This window comes from Flavobacterium sp. (assembly GCF_044361065.1).
GTDB lineage: Bacteria > Bacteroidota > Bacteroidia > Flavobacteriales > Flavobacteriaceae > Flavobacterium.
Map to the genome: position 1 here is coordinate 1 of NZ_JBIKJI010000044.1, position 13,552 is coordinate 13,552.

Here is a 13,552-nt window from a genome sequence, read left to right on the forward strand (position 1 = left end):
ATGGGAATGTTGGTAGCCATTTCTTTTTTTAGAAATAGTGGCTTGTTTGAAATTATAAGCAACGGAATTTCTTTTGTCTTTTCCAATATTGGCGTAAGCAAACAAATTACCGATTCGTTACCTGTTGCTATGTTACGACCTTTCAGCTCAAGTGGCTCAAGAGGATTTATGATTGACGCTATGAATACCTTTGGAGTTGATTCTTTAACCGGAAGATTGAGCGCTATTTTTCAATGCAGTGCAGAAACTACTTTTTATGTAATAGCCGTTTATTTTGGAAGTATTAACGTAAAAAACACCCGATACACTTTAGGAATTATGCTATTAGTAGATTTAATTTGTGTAATTGCTGCGATTGCAGTAGCAAGTTGGTTTTTTTAGAGGGTGAATCTCCTAATTCCTGCAAGGTTTCCAAAACCTTGTAGGTATAAAATTATAAAAATAAACCAATAATAAGAAAGACCAAAAAGGTTATTGAAACCTTATAGATGAAAAATAAACGCCAAATGAAACTTGAAATTTTAGAAAAAGACAAAGTTTATCACATCTATAACAGAGGTATTAATGGTGAAACCATTTTCAATACTGATGAAAATAAACGCTACTTTCTAAAACTATATTTAAAATATTTAGAACGTAAAGTAGAAACTTTTGCCTATTGCTTAATGGATAATCATTTTCATTTTGTGTTTCAAATTAATAATGAAAAAGATGTGACACAAGCACTATCGAATTTATTTAACGCTTATGCAAAAGCATTTAACAAACAAAATAATAGAACTGGAAGTTTATTTGAAAAACATTTCAAAAGAATACAAATTGAAAATGAAGAATATTTAAAAAATGTAATTCAGTATATTCATCTAAATCCAAAACATCACTTGGATTTAGATTATAAAAGCTTTTCTTTTTCTTCCTACAAAGCAATTCTTTCAGATAAACCAACTCACTTATTAAGAAATGAAGTGGTTCATTTATTTGAAAATATAGACAATTTTATTTATTGTCACGATTTTAAAAATGAAATATTATCTGAAAAGCAAAAGCTAGAATAAAAAAATTGTTTTAAACATAAATAGCTATTAAATAACAAAATACGAAATAACCCTTCAAGGTATTGATAAACACCTACAAGGTCAAAAAAAGACCTTGCAGGTGAAACAGAAAACTTTTGGAAAGCTTGTGTGATATCCTTAACTTTACGCTTCAAAACTCAAACAAATGGACTTTTTATATCAAGACCCGTATCCTATTTTAAAAGACGATACAACCTACAAAAAATTAACTTCTGATTACGTAAAAGTAGAACAACTTGGAGATAGAGAAATCTTAGTGGTGGACCCAAAAGGATTAGAATTATTAGCTCAAGAAGCAATGGATGACGTTTCGTTTATGTTGCGTTCAGCTCATTTACAAAAGCTTAGAAACATTATAGAAGATCCTGAAGCAACAGACAACGACCGTTTTGTGGCTTATAATTTATTACAAAATGCGGCTGTAGCTGTAGAAGGTCAATTGCCATCTTGTCAAGATACTGGAACTGCTATTGTGGTTGCTAAAAAAGGGGAAAACGTATACACCGGTGTGGAAGATGGCGAATGGTTATCGAAAGGAATTTTCAATACTTACCAAAATAAAAACCTTCGTTACTCGCAAATTGTACCAATTTCGATGTTTGAAGAAAAAAACTCCGGTTCAAATCTTCCTGCCCAAATTGATATTTATGCTAAAAAAGGAAATTCGTATGAATTCTTATTTCTAACAAAAGGTGGTGGTTCGGCCAACAAAACCTTCTTATATCAAAAAACAAAATCGTTATTAAATGACAAATCATTAGAAGAATTTGTTCGTGAACGCATTATGGATTTAGGAACAGCGGCTTGTCCTCCATATCATTTGGCTTTAGTAATTGGCGGCACTTCTGCAGAAGCGAATTTAGCAACGGTCAAAAAAGCATCAGCGGGTTATTATGACAATTTACCAACATCAGGAAACATGTCGGGTCAAGCGTTTCGCGATTTAGAATGGGAGAAAAGAGTACAAATTATTTGTCAAGAAAGTCAAATTGGAGCGCAATTTGGTGGAAAATATTTAACTCATGATGTTCGTGTCATTCGTTTACCTCGCCATGCGGCATCTTGCCCTGTAGGAATGGGCGTTTCGTGTTCTGCAGATAGAAATATCAAAGGAAAAATTACGAAAGACGGAATTTTCTTAGAACAATTAGAAACGAATCCAGGACAGTTTTTACCTGCAACTGCACCTCATTTAGAGCCAGCTGTAGAAGTCGATTTAAACAAACCTATGTCGGAAATTTTGGCCGAATTATCGAAATATCCAATTAAAACCCGTTTAAAATTAAATGGCACATTAATTGTAGCTCGTGATATTGCACATGCAAAAATTAAAGAATTATTAGATGCTGGAAAACCAATGCCAGAGTATTTCAAAAATCATCCCGTATATTATGCAGGACCTGCTAAAACTCCAGACGGAATGGCTTCAGGAAGTTTTGGCCCCACAACCGCAGGAAGAATGGACGTTTATGTAGACGAATTTCAAGCCGCTGGCGGAAGCATGATTATGTTAGCTAAAGGAAACCGAAGCAAAGATGTAATGAATGCTTGTAACAAATATGGCGGTTTCTATTTGGGTTCCATTGGTGGTCCTGCTGCTATTTTAGCAAAAGAAAATATTCTATCCGTAGAAGTCGTGGATTTTGAAGAATTAGGCATGGAAGCCGTTCGTAAAATAACGGTGAAAGATTTCCCAGCGTTTATTATTACCGATGATAAAGGAAATGATTTCTTTTCAAATTTGTAATTAACACACAGTTAAATATAAATTAATGTGTTAGAAAACAAATGTTAAAGTTTAGTAATTTAATATCAAGATATTGTAATTATAACTTAAATCAATATATTTGCTTACCTGAACCATAAAGTTGCCTAAAAATAAATTAATATGAAAAATAAAATATTACTACTTTTATTAGTATGCACAAGTTTTTTCGGATATACTCAATCTGAAAAAGATATTATAAATATCACTAAAGATTACGATGTTGCGCTAATTAAAAGTAAAGCAAAGGAATTTAAAATTTTAGAAGAAAAGGAAAGAACAATAGCTTATGCTTATGCTTTGAAAAATAACATCCCATTAAGTTATACTGATGAAAAAGGAAATTTTCATCAATTAATGAAACTAACTCCAGATGGCTATCCAATATATTTCGCGTCTGAAAATCAGGCAGCCGCAAAATCAACTAGAGCGGTACAATTAAACACTGGTGGTATTTTAGGGCTTAACCTAAATGGTCAAGGAATGGTAGCACGAGTATGGGATGAAGGTACGGTTAGAGCAGAACACGATCATTTTGGAGGAAGGGTAGTTTCAGTTGATGACGGAGGAGGTACAACATACAATCTACACGCAACACACGTAACTGGAACAGTTCTTGCCAATAGTTCAATTTTAGCACATAGAGGAATGGCTTACGAGGCTACTGGAAGAACTTTTAATTGGACAAATGATATAACAGAAGCTCTAGATGAAATTATAGAAGGGATGCTTATTTCAAACCATTCTTATGGTGTGCCTTTAAGAAACTCTCAAGGCGCTTCAATGCCCTCATGGTACATTGGTACTTATGATTCAGCGGCAAAAAACTGGGATGAAGTTGCTTATTTAGCACCTTACTATTTAATGGTGGCGTCGGCAGGTAATTCAGGATTAGAAGATTTTAATGTTGATCCCATATCATATGGTATTGATAAACTTACTGGAAATAAAACAGCTAAAAATAATTTAGTTATAGCAAATTGCCTTGATGTTTCTGTGAATTCAGTTGGAGATATATTATCTCCTGTACAAATTAATAGCTCAAGTAGTCAGGGCCCTACTGATGATAGAAGAATAAAACCGGATTTAACAGGTAACGGGACAGGATTAACATCAACTAGTAATGGATCTAACACCTCGGTTACTACATTATCTGGAACATCGATGGCTTCACCTAATGTTACTGGAACTTTATTGCTTTTACAACAACATCATAATAATTTAACTGCAAAATTTATGAAAGCAGCTACCTTAAAAGGTTTAGCTTGTCATACCGCAGATGATTCTGGTAATATTGGACCTGATATAATTTTTGGTTGGGGGTTATTGAATGCTAAAGCAGCCGCACAAGCTATTACTTCTAATGGATTAAACGCCTGGATTTCTGAAGAAAAACTAAATCAAGGACAAACATATACAATTACAGTAAAGTCTTTAGGAACAACTCCTTTAATGGCAACTGCTTGTTGGACGGATGTTCCTGGAAAGGCAAATACTGGACAAAGGCCGGCTAACGATTTAACTCGTGCACTTGTGAACGATTTAGATATTAGAATCACAAGAAACGGAACAACATATTTCCCTTGGAAATTAGATTCAGACCCAACTCTTGACGCCATTAGAATTGGGGATAATAATATTGATAATGTAGAACAAGTAAAAATAGATACCCCAGACGCTGGAGATTACGTTATTACAGTTACTCACAAAGGTAACCTTGTTACCAATAAACAAGACTTTTCATTAATAATTACGGGGGTTGTATCTGATTTTGCAATTATTCCGACTTCTAATGATGTTGCAGTTTGTAACAATCAACAAGCTAGTTTTACATTTAACTATACTCAATCTGGAACTACCACAGCAACAACTAATTTTTCAACAACTGGTTTACCTAGTGGCGCAACTGCAGTTTTTTCACCCTCTTCTAGAAATACTAACGGACCCGTTACGCTTACAATTTCAAATTTATCTGCTGTAAATCCAGGAAATTACAATTTGGGTATTGTAGGTAATAATGGTATAGAAACTGAAACTAGATATAAAAATCTAAAAACATTTAGTAGTACTTTTTCGCCAATAGTAGCTTCTAGCCCAGCTATAAGTCAAGTTGGTGTTTCCACTACTGTAAATTTAGTTTGGAATGCACAAGCAAATGCTGAATCATACGGATTAGAAGTTTCTACTTCTCCAACTTTTGCAACTACATTTCTAAATGTCACAGATATAATTGGAAATTCTTATATAGTATCTAATTTAAACCAACAGACTACTTACTATTGGAGAGTAATACCATCAAACAGATGTGGAGCAGCAACAGTATCTAGCGCAACTATAAATAACTTTCAAACTAGTGTTTTATCTTGTGGTAATGAATTTTTAGCAACAAATTTTTCAAACGCAACAATAGCAAATACAGCAAACGCAACAGCTTCTGTACCTATTGTAGTTACAGGCGGGTTAACTATTGGAGATTTAAACGTTTCTTTAAATATAAATCATACTTACATAAAAGATATAAAAGTTAAATTAACCGGACCTGCTTCTATTGGAAGTCCTGTAATATTACTTTTAGACCAACCTTGTGACAACAATGATAATGTAAATTGTACAATGGATGATAGTGGTACACCAGTTGCTTGTGGTACCTCGACGTCTGCATTAGTAGGAAGCGTAATTCCTTCTGAAACTCTAACTTCATTAAATGGATTAATTGCAGATGGAATATGGACAGTAACCGTAGATGACTTTATCCCAGGAGATGGTGGAACAATTAGTGCCGTGAAACTAGAAATTTGTAACATTCAAGTGCCGCTAGCAACTGAAGACACAACTTTTTCTAACTTAAAAATATATCCTAATCCAACAACAGGTTTCGTAAACATTGATTTAGGTAATCAAAATTTAGAAAGTAATTCAATAGTAAAATTATATGATATACAAGGCAGAATAATTTCAACTAAAGAAATGAAAACCGCTGTAGATAATGTAAATATTTCTAATTTATCGGATGGAGTTTATATAATAACTATAGAAAACGGAAGTTCTAAAACAACCAAGAAAATTGTGCTAGCAAAATAAAGATAAAAAGGAGTTCTAATTAGAACTCCTTTTTTTGTAAAAACACACTTTAAATTCCTGTTTATTTGTTGTCTTATTTACTAATGATTTAGCAAAGGAAATAAATAAAGCGACTCAAGTAGTACCTCTAAAAATAAAGTGTAGAAAATATCCATAAAAAAAACCCGATAAGTAAAAACTTATCGGGACTAATATTTAAAAAATTAATTTTTTATTATTTTGAAGCTGGGGTAGCTACTACAGGCGCTTCGTTAACTTTAACCGTTCCTTTAATTGTAATTGTTTTCGGCATAGCATTTTCTTCACTAGTTATTACCGTAACTGTTTTATGAAAAGCACCACCTGATGCGGCATTGTAAGTAGCTGTTACCGTTCCTTTTTCACCTGGTTTGATAGCTGTTTTTGTGTAATTAGTTGCTGTACATCCACAAGATGCTTTTACATCTTTTAAAGTAACATCTTTGTTTGTAGTGTTTGTAAAAGTAAACTCATAAGATACTGGTTTTCCTTGTTCAATAGTTCCAAATTCGTGTGTTTCTTTTTCCCATTTCATTTGAGAGGGTGTTTGTGGTGCAGCTGGAACAGCTACAGGAGCTGGAGCAGCAGTTTGAGCAAATGAAAGTGAGCCCATAAATAATGCAATTGCAAGTAATTTTACTGTTTTCATAATTATTATATTTAAATTAGTTGTTGATTAACATCACAAATGTATTTATTTTTTTAAATAATGTTGTTAATCGGTAGTATTTATTGTGTTAATGAGTTGTTAATGATTAATTTCGCTTAAAAATTTGTCTTAATATCGTTAAAAATTTAAAATACAAATGAAATTATCTCGATTTAATATTGTCATAATAATAGGATTTCTTGCCATTGTAGGAGTAATTATTATGCAATTGTTTTTAATAAATAACGCCCATAAATTAGCAAAAAAAGATACTGAAGATAAAATATTCTTTGCATTACAAGATGTACTAGAAAAACTATATAAAGATAATTTAACAGGTTTATTAGTTGCCAATCAGGTAGAAAAAGTGTCCGGAAATTATTTTACGGTTAATGTAAATTATGAATTTGAAAACACCATTTTAGAACATTATTTAATTTCAGAATTTGAAAAAAATAATTTAGATGTTGATTTTGAATATGCTGTATATAATTGCTCTTCGGATAAAATGGCATTTAGCAATCATATCAATAGTAATGGCAAAAAAGAACCTATTAAATGCCCAAGTTGTTTTACCAAAAACCCAAAACACACGTATTATTTTGCCATTCGATTCCCAGATATTGAACAAAATTATTTTAAAAATTTAAATCAATATTGGATTTTTACTACTGTTTTGTTTCTGGTATTAATTATTTATGTGTATTCTGTTGTGCTGATGTTAAAGCAAAAAAAATACACAGAATTACAAAAAGATTTTATTAATAATATGTCGCACGAATTTAAAACGCCTTTGGCGTCCATTCTCATCGCATCAAATTATGTAAAAGAACAAAACGAGATAAAAGAAAATCCGAAACTGAAAAAATACAATCAAATTGTTGTCAATCAAACAAAAAGGTTAAATGAACATATTGAAAAGATTTTATATGTAGCTAAAACTGAAAGCAAACAAATGCTTATTGATAAAGCTACATTTGAATTGAGACCCGTTTTAGACTTAGTGAAAGACAATATTCTATTAAAATATGATAAGGAAATTGATATCGATATAATAACCACAAAAAAATATGTTTTAAAAGCAGATGAATTTCATATCTACAATATTTTATTTAATTTAGTAGATAATGCGGTAAAATATTCAGGATTATCGCCTAAAATTGAAATTGTCGTTACTGAAATCAACCAACAACTTTCTATACAGATTAAAGATAACGGTTATGGAATTCCAACTAAAGATTTACCTTTTATTTTCGATAAATTTTATAGAGTAACTCGTCAAGATATTAAAAATATTGAAGGTTTTGGTATTGGTTTGTCGTATGTGAAAAAGATTTGCGATTTACATCGTTGGAAAATAACCATCGCTAATAATGCTGAAAAAGGAATTGTTGTTACGATTATAATTAATCAAAAAGATTATGAGTAAAAAGAAAGTTTTATATATTGAAGATGAAGAAACGCTGGCGTTTTTAACTGTTGATAATTTAGAACAATATTTTGATGTGGTGCATTGCAGTAATGGTAAAAAGGGTTTAGACACCTTTTGTTCTCAACCGTTTGATATTGTTGTGACGGATATAATGATGCCTGAAATGGATGGATTTGAATTGGCTACCGAAATAAGAAAAAGAAATCAGGAAATTCCAATTATTTTTTTATCGGCAAAAACGATGAAAGAAGATCGTATCAAAGGTTTAAAACTTGGCGCGGATGATTATTTGGTGAAACCGTATTCGATTGAAGAACTAATCTTGAAAATTGAAGTCTTTTTACACCGAAGTCAAAAAAACACTGAAAAAGTCCTAAAAAAATATGAGTTTTCAGGTTTTGTTTTTGAACCCGAAAATTATTTAATAAAAAACGAAACTACAAAAATTACGCTTACAGAACGCGAGGCACAATTACTAAAACTGTTTTTAGACAACCCAAATACAGTTTTAAAACGCGAAAAAATTCTAATGGAACTTTGGGGTTCCGACGATTATTTTTTAGGCAGAAGTTTGGATGTTTTTATTTCTCGTTTACGAAAAATAATTAAAGAAACACCGAATTTAGCTATTGAAAATATTCCGAGAGTGGGTTTTAAATGGGTGAGTGAATAATAAAATTTGTGGGGAATTACTCCTTTTTATCTATACGCAACGAATCAGAAGTTTTTTCGTTTTCGGGTGTTTCTTTTGTTCTTTCTTTTACTTCTTCGAACCATTTTTCAAGATTTGGCGACATAAATTTAGAAACTTCTTGTACGGGCTGATAAAAAAGCGATTTATTCAACGTTTCTTCTTTTACCAACACACTATTACTATTTATTCTTTGAAGTAAATTCAATAAAACACCTAACATTAAAATGGTTTTTAACATACTAAAAACAGCACCTCCCAATTTATTTAACCAACCTAAATAAGCAAAACTTGCGATACTTGTAAAAAATTTAGCCAATAAATGAATGGCAATAAGTACTAAAATAAAAGTTATAGCAAAAGCAATAATTTCAATGTATTTTGGATTGGTTTTTATTTTTTCTTCTAAAGCCAATCGGACAATATGTGAAAATTTTATCGCTACAAAAATGCCCACAATTAAAGAACTGAAAGAAGCTATTTCTACAAAAAGACCATTTTTCAACCCATTATATATACTGTACCCTAATAAGACGGCAAAAACAATATCAATAAATTCCATAAATTATATTTATTTTATAAAAACAAAACTACAAAATGCAAACCTCAAATACTATCTTTGTAAAAAACTAAATACAAATGTCGAGAGATATACAATTAAAAGAACGCTGGGAAAAAGTAGTAACTTTTTTATCTGATAAATTTGCCGATGGTGAAGTATTAGATTTAGATGCGATTATTTATTTAATTGGCGTGCAAGAATTAGGCAAAATAAATATAGAATTCAAAAAGGACGAAAAAGTAAACCTAATGCATATTGCTATTTGTAAACTATTAGAGCCTTACGGATATTACGAATTTGAATTTTTCGATAAAGAGGGCTGGCCTCATTATAAAGTAATAAAAGAATTACCAGCACTAAAAGCAGGAGAACAATCGGTTTTAATGAAAGAAGCCATTGTAAATTATTTTTTAGAAAAAGAGATAATTAATTAGTGCTGAGTTGAAACTAAATGCAAATCACTTTTCACTAATCGCTAAAAAATACATAAATTTGTAGCTTATTACCCTTTTACGATGATAAACAAGATAAAACAACATATTGAAGAAGCTAAAGCGTTTCAAACTGAAGACAAAAGTACTTTAGAAGAATTTCGTATTAAGTACTTAGGAAGTAAGGGTTTGCTTAAAGATTTCTTTGCCGAATTTAAAAACGTACCAAACGAACAAAAGAAAGAATTTGGTCAGGTAATTAATGAGTTGAAAAATACGGCAGAAGAGAAAGTAAAAGCCATTCAGGAACTACTTGAAACTAAAACAGAATCTATTAACGTATTTGGCGATTTGTCTCGTCCGGGTAATCCAATAAATATTGGTTCGCGTCATCCGATTTCATTAGTAAAAAATCAAATTTTAGATGTTTTCTCAACCATTGGTTTTAATGTGTCTGAAGGACCAGAAATAGAAGACGATTGGCACAATTTTACCGCGTTAAACTTACCAGAATATCATCCGGCACGCGATATGCAGGATACGTTTTTTATACAAACCAATCCAGATGTTTTGTTACGTACGCATACCTCATCTGTGCAGGTTCGTTATATGGAAAACAACAAACCACCAATTAGAACCATTTCTCCAGGAAGGGTTTTTCGTAACGAAGCCATTTCGTCTCGTTCACATTGTATTTTCCACCAAGTAGAAGGTTTATATATTGATAAGAATGTGTCGTTTGCCGATTTAAAACAAACGCTATTATATTTTACGAAAGAGATGTTTGGAAAATCTAAAATCAGATTGCGTCCGTCTTACTTTCCTTTTACAGAACCAAGCGCTGAAGTAGATATTTATTGGGGATTGAAAACAGAAACCGATTACCGAATTACAAAAGGAACAGGTTGGTTAGAAATTATGGGATGCGGAATGGTTGATCCGAATGTGTTGAAAAACTGTGGCATTGACCCGAATGAATATACCGGATACGCTTTTGGAATGGGAATAGAAAGAATTGCTATGCTATTATACCAAATTGGCGATATTAGAATGTTTTATGAAAACGATGTTCGTTTCTTAGAACAATTTAAGTCAAGTTTATAAAACAAAATCCCGAGGTAATCGGGATTTTGTTTTGCAATCGTAATCTTTATTAAACTGAAAAATTCTAAAATTAGGTAAGACTTTTAAATAAACCGAATTATACTTAATATTTCCAACCTAATTAATTTTCATTATGGTATATAATTTACAAATTTGTACAAAATAATTTTATTATTATATTTGTTAAAAAACATTTATGAAAACAACGATACTATGGTTAGCTTTAGTAGGATTCTTTTTTGGGCATTCTCAAACTATTTTCCAAGATAATTTAAATAATTATACCGTTAACAGTCAATTAAATAGTCAAGGAACTTGGACTAATAATTCCTCTAATGGTGGAACAGGTGCTTGTACTGGTGCGTTGTGTGTTAATGCAAAAGTACTAACTCCTGGTTTCAGTTATCTTAATTATGGTACCTCAACCAAATCTTTACAATTATTATCGGATACAGATGGTTGTGGCACTTTATTTAATCCTGTTACTTCGGGTGACCTATATGTAGGATTTATGATCAATGTTAGCAGTGCAGCTACTAATCCAAATGATTTTTTTAGAGTAAATAGTGGTAATGGTTTTAACACGACTTTTAGAGTTTTCATCAAAACAGTGTCAGCTAACACCTTTACTGTCGGAATCGGCAAAGGCGCTCAAACAAATACTACGGTATATACCACCAATACCTATGCGTTTAACCAAGATTTATTATTAATATTTAAATACTCACAGCTTGCTGGCGTAGCAGACGATCAATTAAACTTGTATGTAAATCCAGTAATAGCAAATGGAGTGCCGACCACACCTGATGCAACTACAAGCGCAGGGACTGACCAATCAGGAAATTTGGACCGACTTGTATTTAGACAAAATACTACTGCCAATACTACGCCAACTGGAAGAGCCGGATTGGTTAGTGTGGCACAGTCATGGACTGGATTGATTTTGAATACTACACATTTTTCAAAAGAACAATTTAAAATTGCTACTAACAATGCAAAAAATGGAATTTTACAAATTAATTCCCCAGAAACTATTGAGCAAGCAACTCTTTCAATATATAATTTAGAAGGTAAATTGTTGGAGAATAAATCTATTTCATTGCAAAATAGCATAAATGAAATTGTCATACATCCCATTACAAATGAAGGCGTTTATTTAATATCTATTGCTGTTGATGGCGTTCATTACAATCAAAAAGTAATTGTTAACTAATTTTGCATTGAGACTTATTTAATAATATTTACCTAAAATAAAAACCCCGACACTTTCGTATCGGGTTTTCTTTTGCTCCCCCTATTGGAGAAAGTTACAATTTTAATGCGATGATATTTACTTAACTATAAGAAAAACAAATAGTTAAATATTGTAGCTTTTTCTAACAAGTAAGAAATAGAATTTATCGGAAAGTATTTTTCTAAGCTTTAATAGCATTGGACCGGGCTTCCCAATAGCATATCGCATTTTATTACTATTGTCTGTTGCGGCTATAAAAATTGTTTTAGCAACCACTTCAGGTCCCTCTGCATCATTTATAACTTTTGACGCTGCTGCATTAAATTTTGAAATAAATACATCATAATCACTTGTATAATCAGGCTTAATGAATTTTCTACTTCTTCCATAAAAATCAGTTGCTATTGGACCAGGTTCAATAAGCTTTAATTTAATGTTAAATTGTGCTAATTCATAATGTAATGACTCTGTAAAACCCTCAACTGCAAATTTTGTTGAATGATAAATGCTATATAATGGAAACGTTATTTTACCACCCATACTTGAAATTTGAATAATTGTTCCGCCACCGGAAGGACGCATCGCTTTTATCGCCTCTCTTGTCACACGCATTAATCCAAATACATTGGTGTTAAATTGGTCTTCAATTACTTCATCAGACATTGCTTCAAAAGCGCCATCCACTCCATACCCTGCATTGTTTACAACAACATCAATAGTTCCAAATTCTGCTTTAACATTTTGAAATACTTTACTGATACTATCAAGGTTCGTAACATCTAAAGGATAAAGTTTGACATTATCAAAGGTCTTAAAGTCAGATTCCTTTTCAGGATTTCTTTGCGTAGCAATTACATTCCATCCATTTTTTGCAAATTCAATAACGGCTGATTTCCCAATTCCACTTGAAGATCCTGTAATTAAAATTGTTTTTTTCATATGATTATGTTTTAATTTAGTGCAAACTTAGTAGTATAAAATCAAACCTACAACATTAGAGTATAGTCTATAGTTGTTATTTTTTTAATATTTTTTATATTTGCATTATGTTAATAAATGAAATAGCTAAGAAAACTGGGATTTCTGCCCACACGATTCGCTTCTACGAGAAGTCAGGATTGATTGAAGGAAAGCGCGATGAGTCTATCAAAACAAACAATTATTTTCACTATGATGAAGAAACAATTGAAAAATTAGAATTCATAAGCGATGCTAAGTCAATTGGTTTCACAATAAGAGAAATTGGACAAGTTATAGATGCTTGGTATAACAATAAATATACTAAAGACGAAAAATTAAGTATTCTTGACGAAAAATTACTTTCTCTTGAACAGAAGTTGAAGGAAATTAAGGAAATGAAAAATCAAATAGAAGAGTTCAAGAAAGATGTGTTAAACGATAAGTGTTAATTACAAAATAAAAAAGCCTTTACATTGCTGTAAAGGCTTTTTATTTTTTGCTCCCTCTATTGGAGAAAGTTACAATTTTAATGAGATGGTAATTTATTTA

The 13,552-nt window shown here is 31.6% G+C and carries 13 protein-coding genes; 10 read left to right on the forward strand and 3 right to left on the reverse strand.

The features are described from left to right. The 4 genes from ACIQ11_RS04300 to ACIQ11_RS04315 all read left to right on the forward strand — a co-directional run. The coding region (locus tag ACIQ11_RS04300) for a nucleoside recognition domain-containing protein (RefSeq protein ID WP_396153132.1) at positions 1–381 on the forward strand (381 nt) is incomplete at its 5' end. A 125-nt stretch (positions 382–506) separates the two neighbouring features. Continuing rightward, positions 507–1,055, forward strand: a complete 549-nt coding sequence (locus tag ACIQ11_RS04305) for a transposase (RefSeq protein WP_396153134.1) — start codon at positions 507–509, stop codon at positions 1,053–1,055. Positions 1,056–1,221: 166 nt separating this feature from the next. Then, entirely contained in the window at positions 1,222–2,823 is a 1,602-nt protein-coding gene (locus tag ACIQ11_RS04310) for a fumarate hydratase (RefSeq protein ID WP_396153136.1), read from the forward strand. A gap of 141 nt (positions 2,824–2,964) precedes the next feature. After that, complete coding sequence (locus ACIQ11_RS04315) at positions 2,965–5,922, forward strand: S8 family serine peptidase (RefSeq protein WP_396153138.1); 2,958 nt, start codon at positions 2,965–2,967, stop codon at positions 5,920–5,922. A 214-nt stretch (positions 5,923–6,136) separates the two neighbouring features. Here ACIQ11_RS04315 and ACIQ11_RS04320 read toward each other — a convergent pair whose 3' ends face one another. Then, positions 6,137–6,589, reverse strand: a complete 453-nt coding sequence (locus tag ACIQ11_RS04320; protein ID WP_396153140.1) for a DUF1573 domain-containing protein — start codon at positions 6,587–6,589, stop codon at positions 6,137–6,139. A 157-nt stretch (positions 6,590–6,746) separates the two neighbouring features. On the opposite strand from ACIQ11_RS04320, the gene ACIQ11_RS04325 reads away from it, so the two are divergent. Beyond that, positions 6,747–8,018, forward strand: coding sequence for a sensor histidine kinase (locus ACIQ11_RS04325; RefSeq protein ID WP_396153142.1), 1,272 nt, complete (start codon positions 6,747–6,749; stop codon positions 8,016–8,018). Then, the gene (locus ACIQ11_RS04330) at positions 8,011–8,694 is read left to right on the forward strand and encodes a response regulator transcription factor (RefSeq protein WP_396153144.1); all 684 of its coding nucleotides are present in this window, start codon (positions 8,011–8,013) and stop codon (positions 8,692–8,694) included. Before ACIQ11_RS04325 ends, ACIQ11_RS04330 begins: the two co-directional genes overlap by 8 nt. 16 nt (positions 8,695–8,710) lie before the next feature. Here the strand turns inward: ACIQ11_RS04330 and ACIQ11_RS04335 are convergent, their stop codons facing one another. Beyond that, a complete protein-coding gene (locus ACIQ11_RS04335) occupies positions 8,711–9,274 on the reverse strand; it encodes a CvpA family protein (protein ID WP_396153146.1) in 564 nt (187 codons plus the stop codon). A 77-nt stretch (positions 9,275–9,351) separates the two neighbouring features. Between ACIQ11_RS04335 and ACIQ11_RS04340 the strand changes: the two genes are divergently transcribed. The 3 genes from ACIQ11_RS04340 (at position 9,352) to ACIQ11_RS04350 (ending at position 12,022) form a co-directional block, all read left to right on the forward strand. Further along, the gene (locus tag ACIQ11_RS04340) at positions 9,352–9,708 is read left to right on the forward strand and encodes a hypothetical protein (RefSeq protein ID WP_396150526.1); all 357 of its coding nucleotides are present in this window, start codon (positions 9,352–9,354) and stop codon (positions 9,706–9,708) included. A gap of 81 nt (positions 9,709–9,789) precedes the next feature. After that, complete coding sequence (gene pheS, locus ACIQ11_RS04345) at positions 9,790–10,809, forward strand: phenylalanine--tRNA ligase subunit alpha (RefSeq protein WP_291241797.1); 1,020 nt, start codon at positions 9,790–9,792, stop codon at positions 10,807–10,809. A 196-nt stretch (positions 10,810–11,005) separates the two neighbouring features. Next, the gene (locus ACIQ11_RS04350) at positions 11,006–12,022 is read left to right on the forward strand and encodes a T9SS type A sorting domain-containing protein (RefSeq protein WP_396153148.1); all 1,017 of its coding nucleotides are present in this window, start codon (positions 11,006–11,008) and stop codon (positions 12,020–12,022) included. 144 nt (positions 12,023–12,166) lie between these two features. On the opposite strand, the gene ACIQ11_RS04355 is transcribed toward ACIQ11_RS04350, so the two are convergent. Further along, on the reverse strand, positions 12,167–12,982 hold the full coding sequence (locus ACIQ11_RS04355; protein WP_396153150.1) for an SDR family oxidoreductase: 816 nt from the start codon (positions 12,980–12,982) through the stop codon (positions 12,167–12,169). A 107-nt stretch (positions 12,983–13,089) separates the two neighbouring features. Between ACIQ11_RS04355 and ACIQ11_RS04360 the strand changes: the two genes are divergently transcribed. Beyond that, positions 13,090–13,452 carry a MerR family transcriptional regulator gene (locus ACIQ11_RS04360; RefSeq protein ID WP_396153152.1) on the forward strand — a complete coding sequence of 121 codons (363 nt, stop codon included), beginning with the start codon at positions 13,090–13,092 and terminating at the stop codon, positions 13,450–13,452. Positions 13,453–13,552 lie beyond the last annotated feature (100 nt).

What these genes read in the sequence shown, in the direction of transcription:
- ACIQ11_RS04305 (WP_396153134.1), top strand. Translation starts at nt 507, where the DNA reads ATGAAACTTGAAATTTTAGAAAAAGACAAAGTTTATCACATCTATAAC.
- ACIQ11_RS04310 (WP_396153136.1), top strand. Translation starts at nt 1,222, where the DNA reads ATGGACTTTTTATATCAAGACCCGTATCCTATTTTAAAAGACGATACA.
- ACIQ11_RS04315 (WP_396153138.1), top strand. Translation starts at nt 2,965, where the DNA reads ATGAAAAATAAAATATTACTACTTTTATTAGTATGCACAAGTTTTTTC.
- ACIQ11_RS04320 (WP_396153140.1), bottom strand. Translation starts at nt 6,589, where the DNA reads ATGAAAACAGTAAAATTACTTGCAATTGCATTATTTATGGGCTCACTT.
- ACIQ11_RS04325 (WP_396153142.1), top strand. Translation starts at nt 6,747, where the DNA reads ATGAAATTATCTCGATTTAATATTGTCATAATAATAGGATTTCTTGCC.
- ACIQ11_RS04330 (WP_396153144.1), top strand. Translation starts at nt 8,011, where the DNA reads ATGAGTAAAAAGAAAGTTTTATATATTGAAGATGAAGAAACGCTGGCG.
- ACIQ11_RS04335 (WP_396153146.1), bottom strand. Translation starts at nt 9,274, where the DNA reads ATGGAATTTATTGATATTGTTTTTGCCGTCTTATTAGGGTACAGTATA.
- ACIQ11_RS04340 (WP_396150526.1), top strand. Translation starts at nt 9,352, where the DNA reads ATGTCGAGAGATATACAATTAAAAGAACGCTGGGAAAAAGTAGTAACT.
- pheS (WP_291241797.1), top strand. Translation starts at nt 9,790, where the DNA reads ATGATAAACAAGATAAAACAACATATTGAAGAAGCTAAAGCGTTTCAA.
- ACIQ11_RS04350 (WP_396153148.1), top strand. Translation starts at nt 11,006, where the DNA reads ATGAAAACAACGATACTATGGTTAGCTTTAGTAGGATTCTTTTTTGGG.
- ACIQ11_RS04355 (WP_396153150.1), bottom strand. Translation starts at nt 12,982, where the DNA reads ATGAAAAAAACAATTTTAATTACAGGATCTTCAAGTGGAATTGGGAAA.
- ACIQ11_RS04360 (WP_396153152.1), top strand. Translation starts at nt 13,090, where the DNA reads ATGTTAATAAATGAAATAGCTAAGAAAACTGGGATTTCTGCCCACACG.